The 21,049-nt window shown below is 42.9% G+C and carries 20 protein-coding genes and 1 tRNA gene; 14 read left to right on the forward strand and 7 right to left on the reverse strand.

Annotation, left to right across the window (positions count from 1 at the left end):
- The first annotated feature begins 1 nt into the window (after window position 1).
- Window positions 2-952 (forward strand): type II secretion system protein GspN, encoded by a 951-nt coding sequence (gene gspN / locus CH373_RS17180; protein WP_100714998.1) that lies wholly within the window; start codon window positions 2-4, stop codon window positions 950-952.
- Between the two features lie 204 nt (window positions 953-1,156).
- On the opposite strand, the gene CH373_RS17185 is transcribed toward gspN, so the two are convergent.
- Window positions 1,157-4,759, reverse strand: a complete 3,603-nt coding sequence (locus tag CH373_RS17185; protein ID WP_100714999.1) for a vitamin B12-dependent ribonucleotide reductase — start codon at window positions 4,757-4,759, stop codon at window positions 1,157-1,159.
- Between the two features lie 219 nt (window positions 4,760-4,978).
- Between CH373_RS17185 and CH373_RS17190 the strand changes: the two genes are divergently transcribed.
- A tRNA-Asn gene (locus CH373_RS17190) sits at window positions 4,979-5,054 on the forward strand.
- Window positions 5,055-5,556: 502 nt separating this feature from the next.
- The gene (locus CH373_RS17200; protein WP_100715001.1) at window positions 5,557-6,051 is read left to right on the forward strand and encodes a hypothetical protein; all 495 of its coding nucleotides are present in this window, start codon (window positions 5,557-5,559) and stop codon (window positions 6,049-6,051) included.
- A 100-nt stretch (window positions 6,052-6,151) separates the two neighbouring features.
- On the opposite strand, the gene CH373_RS17205 is transcribed toward CH373_RS17200, so the two are convergent.
- The 4 genes from CH373_RS17205 to CH373_RS17220 are packed head-to-tail and all read right to left on the reverse strand — an operon-like array spanning window position 6,152 to window position 9,342.
- Window positions 6,152-6,442, reverse strand: a complete 291-nt coding sequence (locus tag CH373_RS17205; protein ID WP_100715002.1) for an exodeoxyribonuclease VII small subunit — start codon at window positions 6,440-6,442, stop codon at window positions 6,152-6,154.
- Window positions 6,435-7,715 carry an exodeoxyribonuclease VII large subunit gene (gene xseA / locus CH373_RS17210; protein WP_100715003.1) on the reverse strand — a complete coding sequence of 427 codons (1,281 nt, stop codon included), beginning with the start codon at window positions 7,713-7,715 and terminating at the stop codon, window positions 6,435-6,437. Before xseA ends, CH373_RS17205 begins: the two co-directional genes overlap by 8 nt.
- Before the next feature lie 5 nt (window positions 7,716-7,720).
- Window positions 7,721-8,854 (reverse strand): AI-2E family transporter, encoded by a 1,134-nt coding sequence (locus CH373_RS17215; RefSeq protein WP_423789805.1) that lies wholly within the window; start codon window positions 8,852-8,854, stop codon window positions 7,721-7,723.
- Complete coding sequence (locus CH373_RS17220) at window positions 8,848-9,342, reverse strand: hypothetical protein (RefSeq protein ID WP_243393461.1); 495 nt, start codon at window positions 9,340-9,342, stop codon at window positions 8,848-8,850. The genes CH373_RS17215 and CH373_RS17220 overlap by 7 nt, the downstream gene beginning before the upstream one ends.
- Before the next feature lie 80 nt (window positions 9,343-9,422).
- Here CH373_RS17220 and CH373_RS17225 point away from each other — a divergent pair, with 80 nt between their 5' ends.
- Window positions 9,423-10,085, forward strand: a complete 663-nt coding sequence (locus CH373_RS17225) for a DedA family protein (RefSeq protein WP_100715025.1) — start codon at window positions 9,423-9,425, stop codon at window positions 10,083-10,085.
- A 43-nt stretch (window positions 10,086-10,128) separates the two neighbouring features.
- On the opposite strand, the gene CH373_RS17230 is transcribed toward CH373_RS17225, so the two are convergent.
- A complete protein-coding gene (locus CH373_RS17230; RefSeq protein ID WP_100715026.1) occupies window positions 10,129-11,676 on the reverse strand; it encodes a phosphatase domain-containing protein in 1,548 nt (515 codons plus the stop codon).
- Between the two features lie 134 nt (window positions 11,677-11,810).
- Here CH373_RS17230 and CH373_RS17235 point away from each other — a divergent pair, with 134 nt between their 5' ends.
- Genes CH373_RS17235 through hslU form a run of 6 tightly spaced genes read left to right on the forward strand, consistent with a single transcriptional unit; the run spans window position 11,811 to window position 17,181 of the window.
- A complete protein-coding gene (locus CH373_RS17235) occupies window positions 11,811-12,122 on the forward strand; it encodes a Smr/MutS family protein (RefSeq protein ID WP_100715027.1) in 312 nt (103 codons plus the stop codon).
- Window positions 12,119-13,669, forward strand: coding sequence for a (R)-citramalate synthase CimA (gene cimA, locus CH373_RS17240; protein WP_100715006.1), 1,551 nt, complete (start codon window positions 12,119-12,121; stop codon window positions 13,667-13,669). The genes CH373_RS17235 and cimA overlap by 4 nt, the downstream gene beginning before the upstream one ends.
- Entirely contained in the window at window positions 13,657-14,232 is a 576-nt protein-coding gene (gene pth, locus CH373_RS17245; protein ID WP_100715007.1) for an aminoacyl-tRNA hydrolase, read from the forward strand. The genes cimA and pth overlap by 13 nt, the downstream gene beginning before the upstream one ends.
- Window positions 14,233-14,258: 26 nt before the next feature.
- Complete coding sequence (xerA, locus tag CH373_RS17250; protein ID WP_100715008.1) at window positions 14,259-15,206, forward strand: site-specific tyrosine recombinase/integron integrase; 948 nt, start codon at window positions 14,259-14,261, stop codon at window positions 15,204-15,206.
- Window positions 15,181-15,735, forward strand: a complete 555-nt coding sequence (gene hslV / locus CH373_RS17255; RefSeq protein ID WP_423789804.1) for an ATP-dependent protease subunit HslV — start codon at window positions 15,181-15,183, stop codon at window positions 15,733-15,735. Before xerA ends, hslV begins: the two co-directional genes overlap by 26 nt.
- Window positions 15,736-17,181, forward strand: a complete 1,446-nt coding sequence (gene hslU, locus CH373_RS17260; RefSeq protein ID WP_100715009.1) for an ATP-dependent protease ATPase subunit HslU — start codon at window positions 15,736-15,738, stop codon at window positions 17,179-17,181. It abuts the gene before it with no gap.
- Window position 17,182: 1 nt separating this feature from the next.
- Here hslU and CH373_RS17265 read toward each other — a convergent pair whose 3' ends face one another.
- The gene (locus CH373_RS17265; RefSeq protein ID WP_100715010.1) at window positions 17,183-18,016 is read right to left on the reverse strand and encodes a hypothetical protein; all 834 of its coding nucleotides are present in this window, start codon (window positions 18,014-18,016) and stop codon (window positions 17,183-17,185) included.
- Window positions 18,017-18,085: 69 nt separating this feature from the next.
- Between CH373_RS17265 and CH373_RS17270 the strand changes: the two genes are divergently transcribed.
- Genes CH373_RS17270 through CH373_RS17285 form a run of 4 tightly spaced genes read left to right on the forward strand, consistent with a single transcriptional unit; the run spans window position 18,086 to window position 21,002 of the window.
- Window positions 18,086-18,343, forward strand: coding sequence for a lipoyl domain-containing protein (locus CH373_RS17270; RefSeq protein ID WP_100715011.1), 258 nt, complete (start codon window positions 18,086-18,088; stop codon window positions 18,341-18,343).
- On the forward strand, window positions 18,344-19,216 hold the full coding sequence (locus CH373_RS17275) for a metallophosphoesterase family protein (protein ID WP_100715012.1): 873 nt from the start codon (window positions 18,344-18,346) through the stop codon (window positions 19,214-19,216).
- A 9-nt stretch (window positions 19,217-19,225) separates the two neighbouring features.
- The gene (locus CH373_RS17280) at window positions 19,226-20,272 is read left to right on the forward strand and encodes an Mrp/NBP35 family ATP-binding protein (RefSeq protein ID WP_100715013.1); all 1,047 of its coding nucleotides are present in this window, start codon (window positions 19,226-19,228) and stop codon (window positions 20,270-20,272) included.
- Window positions 20,273-20,312: 40 nt separating this feature from the next.
- Window positions 20,313-21,002 carry a hypothetical protein gene (locus CH373_RS17285; RefSeq protein WP_100715014.1) on the forward strand — a complete coding sequence of 230 codons (690 nt, stop codon included), beginning with the start codon at window positions 20,313-20,315 and terminating at the stop codon, window positions 21,000-21,002.
- The last annotated feature ends 47 nt before the right edge of the window (window positions 21,003-21,049 follow it).

The raw sequence follows: 21,049 nt of genomic DNA on the forward strand, positions 1-21,049 counted from the left end.
TATGGCAAAAAGCAAACCGAAAGCGCCGGCTACGCCAGAAGAGGAAGAAGTAGTTTCGAACGAGGAGGAAGAGTTCCTAACAATGGAACTGGAAGAAGTTCCCGAAGAAGAAGAGGAACAAGCACCCAGATTCAGTTTAAAGCAAAAGTTAATCCTAATCGGAACAGGAGTATTTTCTTTTTTACTCTTTGTTTTATTACTATTTCCTTATGAACAAATACTTAGAAGTGCAATCAGTTCCGGAGGAGCTCTCCCGGTTACGTTTCGGGATCTAAAAGTATCGATATTATTCGGAGAGGTTTCGGTCAAATCTCTAGATTTCAGCGGAAGTTCACTGAGAGTAAAGGCTTCCGAAGCTTCGATACAAGCCGGACTATTTTCGCTATTACGAAAAAAGGTGAACGGAAAATTCGAAGTCGAAGGAATTAAATTAGATTACGATTCGGAACCATTGGGCTCTATCGATTCATTGCAAGGATTCATAAAATTGGATTCTATGGCCTTGCCGATGAGCAGACAAAATGGATCCTTCGAATTGGAAATGCCTTCGGACACAAGAGCATTTCTTCCGGGAATTCCGGAACTTCCTTTTTTAGGAAAAATTGAAAATTTCAGGATCCAAAAGCTGATCTTGAAATCCGCTTTAACCGGTGGAAATTTAGAAATCAAAGAATTCATTTTGGATACCTCAGTCGCTCGCTTCGATGTTTCTGGAAGCATCCGACTTTCTGATACTTTAGGATTTTCTCAACTGAGCTTGAGAATCTGCATGGAACTCGAGCGTAACTTTGCTCTCGAAAGAGAAGACATAGCCGGGATGCTTGCTCTATTAGAAAAAAATGGTGGAGGAAAATGCATACCGATCGGAGGGATTCTGCAAAAACCTGACGTTAAAATTCCTGGATTGAGCGGTGGGGCAGGTGCTAGCACTACTCCAGGAGAATCTCCGTAAACTCTAAGCAGCTTTTCGTAACGGGCCAAAAGATAGAATGGCCAGTGTAAAGCACACGTTTCGTTTCTTGATTTGCACCGGTATGTATCTCTTGGCTGACCTGTATCTCGTCTAATTCTTGATTTTCCATAAAGGTCGGAGAGCAGAAAGCTAAAGCTCCCCCGACCGATATAGAGAAAAACTTCTCTAATAATTCAGTTTAGCTCAAGAGCATCCGGTAGTCGCGCCGCAAGACATGCATTTCAGACAAGATCCGTTTCTCACCATCTCGAAAGAACCACATTCTCCGCAGGAATCTCCAGTATATCCTTTGATCCTCGCCATTTTGACTTCTTCCATGAGAGCGATTCCGGAACCAACAGAAGCTTTTTCCTTAGCTACCATCTGAGAGTAGGAAATTGTTTCCGGCTCCTTGCGGATGGCAGAGCTAGTCGGCACTTCTAAACCAGAATCTTTTTCGGAGCTAGGTTTAGAAATGGATTCAGAAGATTTTCTGGAACCGATTTCATCTCCTCTGAGATCTTCAGGCGCGACCTGGCCTAGATCATACCTACCCATATAAGTAATCGCTAATTCTCTAAAGATGAAATCAATGACAGAGGTACTCATTTTGATATGCTTATTTCCTGTCACAATTCCATTCGGTTCGAATTTGAAGAATGTAAACGCGTCTACAAATTCTTCCAAAGGAACTCCGTGTTGTAACCCGAGGGAAACAGAAATCGCAAATGCATTCATCAAGCTTCGGAATGCAGCGCCTTCCTTGTGCATATCTACGAAGATCTCTCCTAACTGGCCGTCCTCGTATTCGCCTGTGCGGAGATAGACCTTGTGTCCTCCGACAATCGCTTTTTGAGTGTAACCGGCTCTACGGTTCGGAAGTTTGCGACGATGAGAAATATACTTATATACGAGTTTCTCAGCGACTTGCACAGGATCCCTGGAAACCGCGGCCTCCAGAATTTCTTCCTGTTCTTCTAACTCGATTCCATTCAAAAGTTCTAATACAGAATTTAGAGGCTGAGAAAGCTTTGAACCATCCCTATAGAGCGCATTCGCTTTGATCATCATTTTCCAAGAAATGAAATAAGCGTTCTTGATATCCTCAACGCTCGCGTCCTCTGGAAGATTGATGGTTTTGGAAATTGCACCACTGATGAAAGGTTGAGCAGCAGACATGATCCGAATATGAGATTGATAAGAAAGGAATCGTTTTCCGTACTTACCACATTTGTTCGCGCAATCAAATACCGGATAATCTTTCTCCTTCAGGTAAGGAGCATTTTCTATCGTCATCGTTCCGCAAACGTAGTCGTTTGCTTTAGAGATTTCCTCTTTGGAGAAACCTAAATATTCCAAAAGATTAAATCCCATCGAATCGTATGTGGATTTAGGAATTCCAAGATTTCTCTGCAGGAAGTCCTCACCTAAATTAAATTTATTGAATGCGAAATTAATATCAAAAGCTAAAGGTAACGAACCCTCTACTTTTTCCAAAATCTCGTTCGTAAAACCCTTTTCTTTTAGGCTCTGAGTATTGACAACAGGAGCGCCGTTCAAGGTAGCGTGACCCTTGCAATAATTCACGATGGATTCTATTTCAGAGGAAGAATATCCCAACTTTTTCAGTGCAAGAGGAACTGATTGGTTGATGATCTTGAAGTATCCTCCTCCTGCTAGTTTCTTGAATTTCACCAGTGCAAAATCAGGCTCGATTCCGGTAGTATCGCAATCCATTACCAGACCGATCGTTCCAGTAGGAGCAATCACGGTGACCTGAGCGTTTCTGTATCCGAATTTCTCACCTAGCTCTAACGCCAAGTCCGCGTCTTCTTGGGCTGCTTTTAAAAGATAAGAAGGGCAGAAAGCAGGATCGATTCCGCTAGGTTTAATTGTTAGTTTTTCGTAATCTTCCGATGGAGCATTGTAAGCCGCTCGTCTATGATTTCGAATCACTCTTAGCATGTGATTCTTATTCTTTTCATAGCCTGGGAAAGGTCCTAGTTCCTTGGCCATCTCTGCAGAAGTAGAATAGGAAACCATGTGCATCATACAAGTGATCGCACCGGTAATCGCCATCGCTTCCTTCGAATCGTATGGAATTCCCATAATCATCAAAGCAGATCCTAGATTTGCGTAACCTAAACCTAAGGTTCTGAATTTGTAAGAAAGTTCCGCGATTTCCCTAGAAGGGAATTGTGCCATGGTCACTGAAATTTCCAGAATCACTGTCCAGAGACGGCACAGGTACCTAAATCCTTCCACATCGAAAACCAAGGTTTCCGGATCGATAAATTTCTGCAGGTTTGCAGAAGCAAGATTGCACGCTGTGTTATCCAAGAACATGTATTCGGAACAAGGATTGGATGCATGAATATCTCCGTCTTCCGGACAAGTATGCCATTCATTTATGGTAGTATGGTACTGTGTTCCCGGATCTGCCGAAGACCAGGCCGCGTAGGAGATCTTGTCCCATAGTTCTCTAGCACGGATCGTTTTTGCAGGTTTCGGATGACGCTTTTCTTTATGAGCTTTTTCTTTTTCCGTGCGATTGTACAAATGCCAAGCTTGGTCTTGTTCCACCGCTGTCATGAACTCGTTTGGCAGACGAACTGAGTTGTTACTGTTCTGACCGGAAACTGTATTGTATGCCTCGGATTGCCAATCAGTGGTCAGCTCTTCAAATAGAATTTCCCTGTATCCCTGTTTCGCGAGATCGATCACTCTTTTGATATAATTATCTGGTATCAGAACTCTCTTTGCTTCGATAATTGCTTTTTTCAGAGAAGAATTTTTCTTTGGATCGAACTGATCTACACCCTCTATTTCAAAGCAAGCTTTCATAATAGAGTTTAGGTGGCGGTTGTTCAGAATCGAACCGGTGACTAGAGAAGCTACTTTCTTTTCTTCTTCTACTTTCCATTCTACAAAACGATCTATATCTGGATGGTCTACATCTAAGGTTACCATCTTAGCAGCTCTACGTGTAGTTCCTCCGGACTTGATCGCACCGGCAGCTCTATCTCCGATCTTCAAGAAACTCATCAATCCAGAGCTCTTTCCGCCTCCGGATAAAGGCTCATTCTCCGCGCGGAGATTCGAAAAGTTCGTACCGGTTCCGGAACCGTATTTGAAAAGGCGAGCCTCACGGACCCAAAGGTCCATGATTCCACCTTCATTTACTAGATCATCGTTTACACTCTGGATAAAACAAGCATGAGGCTGTGGGTGCTCATAAGCAGAGGCAGATTTGACTAATTTCCCAGTTCCCGGATCCACATAAAAATGCCCTTGGGATTTTCCATCGATTCCATAAGCCCAATGCAACCCAGTATTGAACCACTGAGGGGAATTGGGAGCAGACATTTGGGCTGCGAGCATAAAGAAAACTTCATCATAAAAGATCTTAGCACTTTCTTCGTCGGTAAAATAGCCGTACTTAAATCCCCAATACGTCCAGCAACCAGCCAAACGGTGGAAAACTTGCTCTGCCGAGGTTTCTCCGCCAAAACGATCTTCTGGTTTTAGAGATTCTAGCTTTTCCTTGTCTGGTTCAGATCTCTGAAGCCATGTAGGAATCCCTTCTTCTTGGATTTTCTTTAAGTATTTAGGGATGCCTTTTCTGCGAAAATACTTCTGGGCCAGAATATCTACCGCAACCTGAGACCATTGCTCCGGAACCATGATATCGTTTGCTTCGAAAACGGAGGATCCGTCCGGGTTCGTAATCCTAGAATTCCTTTTTGCCCATTGAATTCCGGCCTGATTGTTCTCTGTTTGTCTAGTGAAATGTCTAGTCAGCTTCATAGCTTGCTCCCTAATGAAACTCCAGTAAGAAATATAGCGTTTTTTGGATTATGTCACGCTACTCTAAGATTACAATCTTCCATAGCATTTTTTCCGAACAGCTCTCGTTTCGCTGGAATTTTCTCGCGAAAGTACGAACTGAAAAATGGCTATGTCTCAAAGATTTTTCCTTGCCAGCTCGCCCAGGATAGAAAAAATGGATTCCGTTACCGAGGATACTCCCCTTTAGCTCAGTCGGTAGAGCAAGTGACTGTTAATCACTGGGTCGCTGGTTCGAGCCCAGCAGGGGGAGCCACTCCGAAGTCCTTTTCCTTCCAAAAAGCAAACCTTTCTTTAGTTTCTAAAAGGGTCTTCACTCCTTCTTTATCATACTGAAAAGGGCAGAAAATTGCCTTATCTTTTTAGACAAGATATCCCGTCATTTGTTTAGATTTTTCACCGGATTTCCGATCGTTTTATAGTAAATTCTGTAGGAGCTCCTACAAGGAGCCGACCCTCTAAAAAAGATTGCAAAAAAAGAAAATTCGTGAGATGTGCGAACAGCGGTTCCGGTACCACCGCACCGGCCCCCACCCAAAAAAGGGTGGGGCCTTCCAAGAAAAAACATCCATTTCGCATAACGTGTACATTAAAGAAAAATAAATCATTTCACCAATGCTCAAAAAGAAGGAACAAAACCTCTTCCTAATTGCACATAACGTTCAACCTTAGCCTAAAAATTTTGTCGTTTACTGTCCGATGCCCTCTCCAATTCGTTAACCATTACAAATCAAAACATTTGGAGTTGATAAATTTCTATGAAAAGTATTTTCAAAATTTCCGCGGTTTACGTCACGATCGTATTCGCATTGTCAGGGTGCGTAGAAAAAGACAAGGCGAAAGATCAAGATCTCTTACTCGGTTTATTGCTACTCAATCAAAGCCGATCAGGAGCTGCATCCGTACCTGCAAATGGATGCGCTGACCCTTCGGTTCCGATTCTAAACGTAAATGGAGGACCGACTTCAACACAAGTAGCCGCACCAAATACATTATATTTCTTTAAATATACTTCGACTGGAGCCGGCGATGAAACCATAAGCCTGGACGTATTGTCGGGAGACCAAGATCTGCTAGTGGGTTTTATCAATTTGGATTTAACTGGAAACTCTCCGACTTCCTTTGTGGAACTGGTTAGTACGAACACAGGAGATGATTCTCTCTCCGGAGTCAGCACTTCGGGCGGATCCTTTCGCTGTGTAATCGTAGCTGGGTTTACCGCAGGCAGTTTTACTCTACAAGTGACCGAATAAAAAATCCGGAAAGGGCATTTGAATACATGCCCTTTTTCCGAAGCCTCCTGTTTACAGCGATAGGAGGCTTTTTCTATTTCTTAGGAAGATAGCCTGAAACTCAGAATAACTCTTCGTCATCGGAAGAGGGTGGAGCTGCTTCGCGATTGGATCCTTCTTTCTTGGGTGAAGCAGTCTTTTTTTGTGCTTCACCTGAGTTTGCTTTCGACAAGTATTCTATTTTTCCTTCCGCTTCCGAGAGAATCCCTTGGCACAAACTTCTGAGCTCCATGCCTCGTTCGTAAGCCTGGATCGATTCCTCTAGGGTAAGCTGACCTCTTTCTAGTTTCTCGGCGATTTGCTCCAACTCAGCAAGCGCTTGTTCAAAGCTTATTTCGTGCTTCTTAGCCATCTAAAGTACCTTTGTTTGAAACTAAAATTCTTCCTTCCGAAAGGATCACCTCTAGTTCTTCTTCCATCTTTATTTGCTTAGGTGAGGTTACTACTTTTTTCTGTTTCGTCCTTACGACGGAATAACCTCTCTTGAGGGTTCCTAGAGGAGAGTATCCTTCTATTTTACCGGAAACTAACTCGAATTTCTTTTTCAACCTTTCCAGTCCTGCTTGAAAAGACATGGGCAAGCGAAGGTGAAACGGAGCCAGTCTACTACTCGAAAGAATGAGTGCATTTTTTCCCAAAAGTCCGACTCTGGAAATCGTTTCGTCCAACTTTTGAATCCTTTCATTGAGCAATGTCTTTGGCTCTAAGAACACGCCCTTGCTTGTAAGAATCCTGAACCTTTCTTTTAAGTTACGAATCTGATTTTTGAGCGCGGCTTCTAATCTGGTTTCAAACTCACTTAGCTCCGATTCCACGGCCTCCATTTCAGGGACTACCATTTCTGCAGCGGCAGTCGGTGTAGGAGCAAATGCGTCTGCTGCCAAATCGGAAAGAACCGAATCAATTTGGTGACCTACCGCAGATACGATTGGAACCCGGGATTCTGCAAAAGCTATAACCACCTTTTCATCGTTAAACGCCATAAGATCTTCGTAACTTCCGCCACCTCGACCTGCGATGATTACGTCCACGTTCCATTTTGGCTGATTCAATTCTTGGATGGCTTGTACAATCGAAGAAGGAGCTTCTTCGCCTTGGACCAAACAAGGAGAGATCAAAATATTGATTTCTGGAAATCTTTGTTTTGCGATTCGAATGATATCTTCAATCGCCGCACCTGTGGGCGAAGTTGCGACTCCGATTCTCCAGGGAAAGGCGGGGAGGGCTCTCTTTCTTTCCGGGTCAAAAATTCCACGAGCAGCGAGTCTTCTCTTCAACTCCTCCACTTGAAGCAAAAGATCCCCACGACCAATTTCCTCCACCTTCTGCACATTCAGATTGTACTGACCCCGAGGTTCGTAAACAGAGATACTTCCGTAGGCTCTCACTTCCATTCCATTTTCGAGAGCACGTCCTTTATATTTACTGTTGCTGTAAGAAAAGAAAGTGCAGGCTAGAAGCGATTTAGGATCTTTTAAATTAAAGTATACATGCCCTTGGTGGGAACGAGTCAGATTCGAGATTTCACCTTGAATACAAATATTTCTTAATATTTCAGGTCCAGTCAGAAGCTGTTTGATAATAGAATTTACTTCTGAGACGCTGAATGGCTTGAGTTCGTCCACTGAAATTAGCTTTCCGTTTTACGAGTAAAAAAGTCTTTGCGGTATAATTTCCAAAAATCCCAGAGAATTACCACCAAGGTGACTGCAACCGGTCCTAGAACCAATCCCATGATTCCAAACTCCTGAATTCCTCCGATCAAAGATAAGAAAATCAGCAAGGGATGTATTCTTAATTTCTTATCTAGCATCTTAGGTTTTACAACGTTTTCCAAAACAAGATAAAAGGTTAATCCGGCCGCCATAAAAAAGCCGGCTCCCCAAAAGTTACCTTCCAAAAACATCATATACAAACCGATCGGCAGCCAAACCACAGAAGTTCCGATCACTGGAATCAACGAAAAGAATGCGGCCAAGCTAGCATACAAAAATGGATTGGAAATCTTTGCAAAGATCAAGAGCACATACATTGCTCCTCCCTGCATAATGGCCACGATAAGGTTTCCCCGAAATACTGTCTGGACCGCAGAGGCGATTTTCCTTCCCACTTGTTCCTCTAATTCTTTGGAAAAAGGTAGGTTCTCTGAAATGAATCTTTCTACTTTTCTTCCATCCTGGTACAAAAAGAACAGTAACAGAACGGAAAAGAACAGATTCATAAGGATCCCCGCCGGCAAATCAATGGAGCCTAAAATAAAGGAAGATGCATTGCTCAAAACGGCATACATGCTGTCCAAATTCAAAATATCGATATAATTTCTCGCAAACTCCCCGTAGAGTTCAGGAAGCTTGACCCAAAAGAACGGATTGTCCGTGACCAGATCGGTCAGCACATTCAAGCTCATCAAAGTTTCTATAATCTTGTCTTCGGACAAGGAAATCCTGATTTTGAAAAGTATGGATAAGGATTCGTCGATCAAGGTACGAATCACGAAATATGAAGGCAATAGAACGATCATACATACAAATCCGATCATCAACCAAGGAGCCAGCCAATCGAACCTAAGTCCCATAAAGCTTCTGAGCTGTTTGTATTGCTTTCGAGTCGCGAGATAAAGAATCAGAGCCATTAGAGAAGAGTAAAAATACGGCCTGAGTACTAAAAACAAAAGCCCCGCAGTGGTCAAAAACAGCGCGACCAAGAGTAAATGAAATGCGGTTCTGTTCGGATTTTCGGGGGAAGTCCTAAGATTCATCAGAATCCGCCAGACTTACGATAAAATAGTTTTACTTTGGAACCACTGGATATTGCTTCTATAGATATCGCGACTGTTTTATGATTGAATCCTTCCACCAGATACAATGTCTTTGCTTCCGACTTTTGATTCTGCAATATCTTAAAATTCAGAAAATTGAATATTGTTTCGTAGTAAGTCTCGATCCTTGGCTTAGAGAGCTCGTGTTCAAAAATAACCACTGCTTCTTTAATTTCCAGAATTCGATCCGTCCTTAGCTCGGTGGAATAGATCAAATCTGATCCCTTTGGCACAAAATCGGAGGGAATTCCGGAAGGATGCTTGTAGGGATATTCTTGGTAGGTTAGGCGGCTTGCACGAAATATCTTCGCTTTTTCCTTCTTCTTAACCACGGTCGGCTGGTCTTGGTTCAGAGAATTCGGCAACTGAGAATCCACCTGGGAAAAGATAGGTTGAATTCCCAGGAGAAGAAAAAAGACTAAGAAGCTACGCATTTTTGGAAAAGAACTTTCACCCACGAAAATGAGTTGAATCGAACGCTCCCACTTTGACAATCTTTTTCTTAGACGGAATCATGGACGGATTCGAATCCTATTTACAAAATCTACTAGACTCGGTAGCAGCGCTGCCCCCCTTACTTTTATGGTTCTTTTTTGCTTTCTCTAATTTTGCAGAGAATGTATTCCCACCTTGGCCCGGAGACACAGTCACTGTATTCGGTGGATTTCTTGTAGCGAGAGAGAATTCCGGATTCGGAATCTTAGCCTTAGTCACGAGCACTTTTTTCGGAAACCTGGCTGGGGCCTGGGTAATGTACTCCTTTGGAAATCGATTTTTACATTGGCTAAAGCACAAGGACTTCCCATTCAAATCCGAGCTTTATGACGAGGAAGCAATTCATAAAACCTTAAATTGGTTCTCAAGAAACTCCGTGCTCGTCGTAATCTTTTCCAGATTTTCCGCAGGAATCCGATTCTTCGTTTCTATAGTCGCAGGAATGGTCCATATGAGACCGATCGCATTCTTTTCGTATTTTTCCCTCGCAGTCCTGCTTTGGTGCGGGTTATTGATTTACGCCGGATTCTATCTCGGATCCAACTGGGAAAAGGTTCTAGAATTTCTCAACTTGTACAATAAAATCATTACATTTTTGTTAATCGCCGCCGGACTCATATTCGTCGCCTATCGTTGGAAAACATATCGAGTCTCAGAAAAGAATAAACAAAAGGAAAATTAAGAATCTATTGAGTACGTTTTATGATCGGTTCCGCCAGTATTAATCAGGTACCGATCACCTCTTTTAGCGTACTCAAAAACTTGGAATGAATCTCCTTTGCTTCCTTAGGTATCTCCAAGTTCTCGGCGATCGAAAGCAATCGATTTGCATCGATCACAGAATCTTCAAACCATTGTCCGGTCATTTCTCCCGCGATTTTTAATACAGAAGAAAGATCTAAAATATTTCGTTCCGCGAGAATGATTGCAAAACCCAAAGCACCGTCCGTAGGCAGGTATGGTTTGATCTTTTTCATTTTCCACGGATCGATCCCGGTAGGCAAAGCACTTTGTACATTCCAACGCATCTCTTCTGTAGGAGGTCCTAGAGGAGTCTTATTGATCAAAACGAGTTTTACTGGATTGACATCTCCATGAATCTTTCTGTTTTCCTGCGCTAGTTCCGTGATTAATTTTGCGCTGTCCCGAGTAATTGCGTCTCTTCCCAAAAAATTCAGTTTATAAAGAAAGTCTTCTAACTCTTTCCCTTCCATTTTACCTGTGAGAATAATTTGATAGAGAGTAAAAATCAGATAGTCGCTTTCCGTATTATCGCCTAACAGAATTTCTTTGGCATTGGTTGGAAGGTAGATTCTATCTCTTAATAGGATCGTAAGTTTATAAGCCAATTGATCAAATAAACTCTGAAAGGAAGCACCTGCGAATTTTCGAACCCTTTCAATTGCACCCCAAATCCCATCTGTCAAAAACCTGGCAGGATGGGAGACTGTGTCCCAAAATTTATCCACCATTCCTTTGATGGTTCCCTCCAAATATTTTAGGTGGAGGGATTCTGTTTTGACTCCTTGGGACCGAAATGTTTCCAGCAGAGTCCTTCTAAAGAAATGGGGGCTCGCAGAGATAAAACAGATCGGAGAATTCTCTGTGCCTTCCCTTAGCTCTCTGAAAAATGCAGGCATTCCAGGAAGCGGAAGTTTTTGCTCCGGAGTTTCAAAAAGAGTAGAGATCTTACCTTTACTAGAATGAATATCCGTGGCCAGATAGGTTTGATCGATATCCGAGGTTGTCACGTAACCTTGGTAATTTTCTGGCAAGATTCGAAGAGCACCTTTACCGATCAGACTTTGGGCAACTAACTCGTTTTTTCCTGGAGTATTTAGATACGCTAAATCTTTACCGAATTGCCTATAAGAATCCGGTTTTACAAAATGAATATGAAATGTGTAATTTCCCGGAGCTAAAGCAAAGGTGAACTCGTAAAAGAAAAATCCGCTCTCATCTCCGTGGATTTCAGGGGATCTGTGCAGGATTTTACCGGAATCATCTACGATTTCAGCAAAAAGGATAGGTTTTCGAACGGATTCCAGCCCGTAGTCCAAGAACGGAGTGATGTCTTTTTCCTGTCCTTCGAATAATCCAGTCAACATATTCCAGCGGGATACATCCTTCATTTCCTCAGTGATGCCCACATCCAGAACCTGACCTCGAATATAGTATCTGGTTTCCCTTCCTAGGGTCCCTCCGCAGATTGCGATCCTTCTCTTGTCCGTATATCGAGGTAGTTTTGTACTGCGCTCGGATTCGTCTGTCACTTGCAACCAGATTCCTTTTTTAGATTTAGAGAAAGGAAACTCTATCAGTTGCATCAGAAAGGGAAAGCATAAAATCCAATTTCTTTCTTTTCGCCCGGACCAGTGGAGATACGATGGTCTTGAGGGAAGTTGCCATGGGCAAACCTAAAAACCGCAAAGGCGAAAAGGGTCCCAGAGTCGTCTATATACGAAAGATGAGGTACGAGGACGCCTATCGACTGCTTGACGCAGAAGTCCAGGAAGCTTTTTTAAAAGGAGAAACCTTAGTAGAGGTAGTCCACGGAATCGGAGAAGGGATCCTAAAAAGAATGACCGAAGAATTTATAAATTCTCGGGATTATTTGAAAGTGCTTCAGGACGGCGGATTGAATATTGGAAATCCAGGTTCAACTTTGGTTGAAATATTGGGCCCGACCAAGGATGATTTAAAGAAGTATCTAAAATGAAAGGTTCAGAAAGAAAAATCCAAGTTTTAGACGTAACTCTTCGAGATGGAGAGCAGACTAGAGGTGTCAGTTTTTCTGCATCGGAAAAATTGAATATTGCAAAATTTCTATTACAAAACCTGAAAGTAGACCGTGTGGAAATCGCTTCTGCAAGAGTATCGCAAGGTGAACTAGAATCTGTCCGCAAAATCATGGAGTGGGCAGGAACAGAAGGAGTCCAGAATCGAATCGAAATCCTTGGATTCGTAGACGCAAATAGAAGCGTAGATTGGATTTTAGCTTCCGGAGCAAAAACTTTAAACTTACTTACAAAAGGATCCTTGAAGCATTTAGAAGGCCAGTTAAAAAAGACTCCCTCTGAACATTTTAAGGATGTGTCAGATACGATAGAGTACGCGAAGAAAAACGGACTCGAGGTAAATATCTACCTTGAGGACTGGTCTAATGGATTCAGACACAGTCCCCAGTATGTAATCGATTTCGTGGATCATTTGGTGAAGACAGGTGTATCCAAAATTTTTCTTCCAGACACATTAGGAGTACTCTCGCCGGAAGAAACCTACGAAGGAGTCGAAACTCTCGTCTCCAGACATCCGAATTCCCATTTTGAATTTCACGGACACAATGATTACGATCTGTCCGTCGCGAATACTTTATTTGCGGTCAAAGCTGGTGCCAAAGGAATTCATGTAAGTGTAAACGGCTTGGGCGAAAGAGCAGGGAACACTCCGATGGAAGCAGTCATCACCGCACTGCACGACAAAGGACTGATCAAAACCGGAATCGACGAAAAGGAAATTACGGAAGCCAGTCGACTCGTAGAAGTTTTTAGCGGAAAGAGAATTTCTTCCAACCGTCCAGTGGTAGGAGAGGATGTATTCACCCAAACCGCCGGAGTGCACGCGGACGGAGACAAAAAAGGAAATCTGTATGCAAATCCTATTCTTCCGGAACGTTTCGGCAGAAAACGTAGCTATGCACTCGGAAAACTCGCAGGCAAAGCAAGTATATCAGAAAATTTGAAACTACTCGGAATGGTGCTCAGTCCAGAAGTAGAAAAGAAAGTTTTGGAAAAGGTGATCGAGTTAGGCGACCAAAACAAAACGGTCACTCCGGAAGATTTGCCTTTTATCATTGCAGATGTTTCCGGAACTTCTGCGGAATCTGCGCTGAAAATTACAGGTTGTAAAATCCATTCAGGCTTAGGTACCAAACCAAGCGCGAGCGTAGAACTCGAACTGAAAGGAAAGAAATACTCGGAAACGGGAGAAGGAGATGGAGGCTACGACGCCTTCATGACTGCCTTGACTCAAATTCTTTCCAAAGCAGGCGTGCAAATGCCAAGACTTGTAGACTATGAAGTCAGAATTCCTCCCGGTGGAAAAACCGATGCACTGGTCGAAACCATGATCACATGGAACAAATCCCCAGAGAATCATGAAGAAGAAAACTTTAAGACGATCGGAGTACATTGCGACCAAACGATTGCGGCCGTGCTTGCTACCGAAAAAATGCTGAATTTGTTACTTTCTTCATGGCACAGCTAAAACTGCTGATCGCCGGACTTGGAAATCCGGGAAAACAGTACGAAAGAAACAGACACAACGCAGGTTTTATGATCCTGGACCTATTGGCCGAAGAATGGGGCGAAAATCTCTCTCACAGTCCCAAGGATAAAGAAGTCCGTGCCAAACTAGAAAGAAACGGTGCTACGATCTTCCTGCTCAAGCCTTTAGAATACATGAACCTTTCCGGAAGAGCGGTCACCGAAATTTCTAAAAAGAACGGAATTTCACCCAGCAATATTTTAGTGGCTCACGATGAGATCGATTTCCCCTTCGGCAAGATTAAGCTCAAGCAAGGCGGGGGACACGGCGGAAACAACGGGATCCGGGATATTTTGGACAAACTAGGTTCTCCCGATTTTACCAGACTCCGATTTGGAGTGGGAAAACCAGAAGACTCGGACCTGGTCTCCGGACACGTGCTCTCTAACTTTAATAAGGAAGAGGTAGAAAAACTTCCGGAACTATTGGAACAAGCAAAGCAAAAAATCTTAGGATGGATACGGGAAAGAGAGGCCCTTTTTCAAAAACACTCCGATAAATAAGAAAAAGAGTTCGGAGATAGCTTTTTGTGAGCGAGTATTCGGTCAAAGTCCCCTTATTTTCATCTGAGTCCTTAAATCTTGCCGCAAACAGATTCCAGGAATACCTGAGGGTGGAAAAGAACTACTCTCAGAATACATTAAACGCTTACCTACTGGATTTAAAGTCCTTCTTTGAATTTTGCCTCAGAGAACAAATCGATATTTTCGGATTAGAACCAGTGGATGTCCGATCTTACTTCGCTTTTCTTTCCCAAAACCAGGGACTGGATAGACGGACCCAAAGTAGAAAGCTGTCTAGCCTACGCACCTTCTATAAAGTTCTTGTAAAGGACGAAAAAATTCCCAGCAATCCTGTGCTTTCGGTCCACTTTCCCAAGACCAGAAAACAAGTTCCAAGAAACTTTAGAATCCAAGAAACCGAAGAACTACTGGAATACGCCGACGAAAAGGCCTCCGAAATTCTGAATTTCAGAGATAAAGCAATTATAGAAGTATTATATTCCACAGGACTAAGGGTTTTTGAGTTGGTAGACGCTTCCTTGCTGCAACTTTCTCAGGACAAAACCGTATTAAAGGTTTTAGGAAAACGTAGAAAAGAAAGATACGTTTATATTGGCAAAGAAGCTCTAGAAAGTTTGAACGCATATCTGGAAGTCAGGTCTAAATTAAGACCTCAGTCGGATGAAATTTTTCTGAATCAAAAGGGAAAGAAACTGACGACAAGAGGGGTTCGTTATATTTTGAATGAAAGAAGGAAACGGATGGGATGGGACAAACCCATTACTCCTCACAAATTCCGACACACCTTCGCGACAGATCTGCTCGACGCGGGCGCGGACATTCGCGCGGTTCAGGAGCTTTTGGGCCATTCCTCTCTTTCTACCACTCAGGTTTACTTGAGTGTAAGTAAGGAAAAGATCAAAGAGGTTTACCGCAAGGCTCACCCACATGCAAGACTCGATAAATCCAAATAAAATACATGCAACCACCATTCTATGTGTAAGGCGTAACGGAAAGGTCGCCATTGCGGGAGATGGACAAGTCTCCTTTGGAAATACAGTAATGAAAAATACCGCCAAAAAAGTGAGAAAACTTTTTAGCGACAGGATTGTTTCTGGATTTGCGGGCTCCGCAGCGGACGCATTCACCTTATTCGAGTTATTCGAAAAAAAAGTGCACGAGTTCGGTGGAAGTCTTTCCAGAAGCGCGGTAGAACTTGCCAGAGAATGGAGAACTGATAGAATGCTCCGCAGATTGGAGGCGATGTTGATCGTGGCGGACAAAGACGAGTCTTTTTTGGTTTCAGGTACCGGGGATGTGATCTCTCCGGACGACGGGATTTTGGCCATAGGATCTGGCGGAAATTACGCGTTAGCTGCTGCAAGAGCCTTAGTCCAACATACAAATTTGGAGCCTTTTCAAATCGTTAAAGACGCGATGACGATCGCAGCAGATATTTGTATATACACGAATCATAATATAGTTGTGGAAGAGATTGGATAAATGAACGACTCAAATCAACTCCAAGCAATCCAGACTGAGGAATCCCGGTACAAAGAGGAAGAACTAACTCCTAGACAAATCGTCAACAAACTAGACGAACATATTATCGGGCAAAAAAACGCAAAACGCGCGGTCGCAATCGCGCTTAGAAACCGCACGCGAAGAAGAAAACTAGATCCGGAAATACAAGAAGAGATTTACCCTAAAAATATTATTATGATCGGACCTACTGGTGTAGGAAAAACAGAAATCGCGAGAAGACTTTCCAAACTATGTGGGGCTCCTTTTTTGAAAGTGGAGAGCACCAAGTTTACGGAAGTAGGATATGTCGGTAGAGACGTAGAATCCATTATCCGCGACCTAGCACTCGTATCTCTTAATTTGGTAAAACAGGAATTCAGGAAAGAGGTAGAATCCAAAGCAAAGGAAAGAGCAGAAGAAGCACTGCTGGACATCTTACTTCCGTTTCCTACAAAACAAGCCACTGCCGAGCCTTCGTCTAACACAATTGGATTTGCGACTTCAGAAGACAGCGAAAGACAGCAAAGGTTTTTAGAAACCAGGGAAGCAATGCGTAAGAAATTGCGGACTGGCAAATTGGATGAGCAAGAAATAGAACTAGATCTTCCTCAAGCGCAGCCTCAAGGCTTACCGATGCTCCAAGTATTCGGCGCTGGCAACTTGGACGATTTGGACAATCACATTCAGAATGTGTTAGGCGACTTGATGCCTAAGAAACAGAGGAAGCGAAAGCTACCGGTTCCCGACGCACTCAAAGTATTAGAAGAAGCAGAAGTAGAAAAACTTTTAGATCCGGACAAGGTGCAAAGAGAAGCACTCAAAAGAGTGGAAGAGATGGGCATCGTGTTCCTGGACGAGATAGATAAGATCGCCGGAAAAGAGGGCAGAACCGGAGCAGATGTTTCTCGGGAAGGTGTGCAAAGAGATCTGCTTCCTATCGTAGAAGGCGCAACCGTAAACACTAAGATCGGACCAGTCAGAACGGATCATATCTTATTCATTGCAGCAGGTGCATTTCACATGACCAAACCTTCGGATCTGATTCCAGAGCTGCAAGGTCGTTTTCCGATTCGAGTCGAACTGGAAAAGCTCTCCATGGAAGACTTCGAAAAAATTCTGACTGCACCCAGATCTTCTCTCACGAGGCAATACCAGGCATTATTACAGACCGATGGAATCGAAATCGAATTCAACCAAGAAGGAATTCTTGAAATTGCAAGAATGGCCTACGAGATGAATGAAAAACACGAGAATATCGGAGCAAGACGTCTGAACACAATCATGGAAAGGCTTTTGGAAGAAGTCAGTTTTGAAGGACCGGATATCCCGGCCTCGCAAAAGAAAGTACTCGTAAACAAAGCCTATGTCGAATCCAAACTAAAGGGAATCGTAGAGGACAAGGATTTAAGTCGCTACATCCTCTAGATCAGAAAGTAAGATCCCTGAGCACGCTCAATGGATATCTCATATAAACAGTTGTTGTTCTGCTTCCGGAAGTAATCGTGAGTAAGTCGAGTGGATTCAGCCCCATCGTATAATAGCCTTCGTCTATCATTGCGATTCCGAAACCAGCACTCTCTTTTTCATCCAAAAACTCGGGACGAAAGAAGTCTCCAGAATTGCCTTGGTCGCTCAGATCTTTGTGCTTAACCCTAGATTCTTCGATTCTACCGAAATCCATGCTATGAATCGGAGAATCATTTCTAATCCGAAAATTCAATTCGTCTTTCGCGATGCGAATCTTCAATGAAATTCGCATATTGTATTTCTCCATCTTAGCTCGAACGTCGGTGAGAAACTCTTTCTCTATCTCTGCGAGTTTCATCTTTTTTGCGCGGATTCTATCCTCTAACTGCAGAACAGTTTGCACCTGACGTTTGATCTTATCCGGAACGACATATCTTTGCATCGCGTCTCGAAGCGGAGAAGTATCTAAAATAATTTCGAGTAGCTCTTCTGCTTCTTCTTCGGATTCACCGGCTTCTAAAAGCCGTTTCATTAACTCGTCTCTAAAAATGATATGACGAATATTACCTTTGATTGCGTTGAGTAAGGCTTCCATCAAACCGCTGAATAGGTGAAACGCCGCTAACGGATTTGCGCCGATCTCCTCGAGCAATCCGTTCACTAACGCGGAAAGGATATCTCTAGTCGGTTTCGTAAGACCTTTCAGCTCTAAATGAAAGAAATGTTTCTTTCTTAGATCTTCAAGGTTTTGTAGGATTTCGGCCCCTTTTAGAACAGATTTCTGGTTTGCCATAGGAGGGAACTTGGAAAATTTAGTACACAGTAGCCGTCGGACAGTATTCGGCAAGCTGGTTTTGACAACATGGAACCGAAATCACCAATTTTTGAACTGATCACTCCGGACTTAGGGGATACCGAAAAAATCGAATTAGTCCACTGGAACACCAAAGTTGGTGAGACAGTAGAGATCGGACAAGAAATTTGCGAACTAGTCACAGACAAAGCCTCCTTTCCAATGGAATCTCCCGTGCAAGGAATTCTTACACAAATTTTTAAACAAAAAGGCTCAATCCTGCAAAAAGGTGATATCCTCGGAATCATCTCCAAGGAAGTCCACTAGATGAAATTGGTCCATATCTCGGACCTTCACTTCCCCGTCAGACTCCCTTTCTTCGGTCTCAAGGGGAAAATGGTTCCAGGCTATCTCAATTATTCTCTTCGAAGAAGAAAAAAGTATCCGCTCGAACTTTGGCAAGCATTGATCGAGGATATCTCTTCCAGAAAACCTGATGCAGTTATCATTTCGGGAGATATCACAAACGTTTCTCATTATAGAGAATACCACGACGCTTTTGCGTTTCTCAGACCCTTGCTGGGTGAGAACACGTTTATGATTCCGGGTAATCACGACCGTTATACGAAACGGGCCGTAGCAGGCGCTGAACCTTTTTATGAAAAGTTTTTCTCGAGATGGATGGGGGAACAGGTTCCGAATACGAAGGGATACCTGAAATGGAAAAAAATTGGATCGATGATGTTCATTGGGTGGGATTCGAATCAGCCCATGTCTATTTTGAACGCATACGGTTACGTTTCACCCGAAATCGTACAAAACACAATAGAATTCTTGGATCAAAAAAAAGTAAAAGAGTACATTTTAGTTTGCCATCATCCGATTTGGAATCCCGAGCATCAGCAGGAATCTTACAGCCATAGATTGCGTAATCGAGATGAAATCGCCAAATTACTGTTAGCAAGACCTCCTTTAGCATATCTTCACGGTCATGTTCATTCGAATTGGATCAAGTTTCCGGATCCAACGCATCCTTACTTCGTGGTAAATTCCGCGTCTAGTACAAGGCTTCCGGATTCTCATCACGATTCCGGTTACCACTACGCAGAACTCAAATCCAAAGGATTAGAATTTCATAGAATTGTATATTTCCCAAACGAGTCTAAATTTCAGGAAGCAAAGGCTATTTCCTATTCATAAAGGTTTAATATGGCAAATAAAATAGAACCAATCGAAATCCAAAGAGAACTGACCAAAATCAAACATCCTGAACTCAAAAAGGATATCGTTTCCCTCGGAATGATCGCATCGTTAGATGTCGGTGCAGAGGAGACTAACATTATAGTAAAAACTCCGAACCAAGATAGAAGGGTACAGATTGGCTTGGAAGCTCAGATAAGACAGTTGCTCTCCAAGAAAGAAGGAATCGGAAAAGTTAAAATTAAATTCGAAGTAGATCCTAAACTCCAACTAGACGATTCCAATAAAATTGTCGGAGTCAAAAAGGTGATCGCTGTTGGTTCCGGAAAAGGCGGAGTAGGAAAGTCAACAGTTACGGTGAACCTTGCGGCCGCAGCCGTATCTCAAGGTTACAAAGTAGGAGTGTTAGACGCCGACATTTATGGACCTTCTATAGGAAAAATGTTCGGAGTGGGTGGGAGAGTAGCACTTAAGGCTGAGGAAGACAAGATTTTTCCCCTAGAAAAAGACGGATTGAAAATAATTTCTTTCTCTTTCTTAATAGATGAGAAACAGCCCGTGGTCTGGAGAGGTCCAATGTTAGGAAAGGCTGTAGAGCAATTTCTTTACGATATTGTCTGGGGTGAATTGGATTTCTTGTTCATCGATCTACCGCCCGGAACAGGAGATGTGCAATTGTCTCTCGCTCAATTGATAGACTTAGACGGAGCTGTGATCGTAACCACACCTCAGTCTGTCGCTCTCTTGGATGCAAATAGAGCTTCTGCCATGTTCCAGCAGGTGAAAGTACCTATCCTTGGAGTGATAGAAAATATGAGCGAGTTTGTATGTCCGAAATGTGGACATTCTTCCGCCATTTTTTCCAAAGGAGGAGGTCAAAAACTCGCAGATTCGGCCGATACGAAACTATTAGGCGGTGTTCCTCTAACGTTAGATCAAATGAACGCTGGAGAAAACGGAAAGCCTCTAGTTTTCCAAAATCCCGAAGGTGAAGTAGCCAAAGCGTACAAAAACATCTTACAAAACCTGCAAGAAGAGATAAAAAAGTGGGAATAACAGAACAGGACCAGTCTGTTGGTACAGAGGGGGTATTACCGTGAAGTTTGAAAAAGGTACAGAAAAGAGCCCTACCGGAAACCTCATTGTTTATTGCAATGTCGTCGGAGAGAACCCCCTTTATCCAGGAGGAAAAATCATCGCCTCCAACGTTGTAGTTAGTTTCCTCAGAATTGGGGAGAATTTTCCGGTAGTTACTTTCCCACCGGTCTCCTTGGATAGTTATGAAGATCTAAAAAGAATCATTTCTGATAACTACGACAAGTACGACGTCGTAAAAATTAAAGACTTTGAAATGCCAAGCGGGCAAGAAGATTCCAGTTCTTACATTAAAGAAAGAATGGATCATTTTGAAAATGTTGTCATTCGATATGTAGAGCTCTGCAAAAATAGAGAAGGGAATCCCCAAAGTACTTCTTACAAAGAACCCGAGGGAGTTAGAGATTATCTGGATGCACTGGCAAATCTTTCTCTAAAAGTCCGCAGATCTAGCGGAATTGCGAGAGAAGCCTCCTTACTGCATATGGAAAGATTGGTCGAAAATTTCTCGGTTAAACACCCAGAATTCGACCTTCATAATTTCAGAAAAGCTCTGGAAGTACCAGGCCAAACAGGAGAAGAGCTGGTAGGATTGTACTTACAAAAATTTAATGCGATCTCCTACGAAAGATACGAAGACGCGTCCAGTTTGAATAAACGAATTCAAGAAATTGAATCCGTTAGCCCTTAAAATTGAAGTAGCCTTTATAATTTCCGCTCTGGAAAACCCTCTCCAAA

Origin of the sequence: Leptospira perolatii (genome assembly GCF_002811875.1) — a bacterium.
Taxonomy (GTDB): Bacteria; Spirochaetota; Leptospiria; order Leptospirales; family Leptospiraceae; genus Leptospira_B; species Leptospira_B perolatii.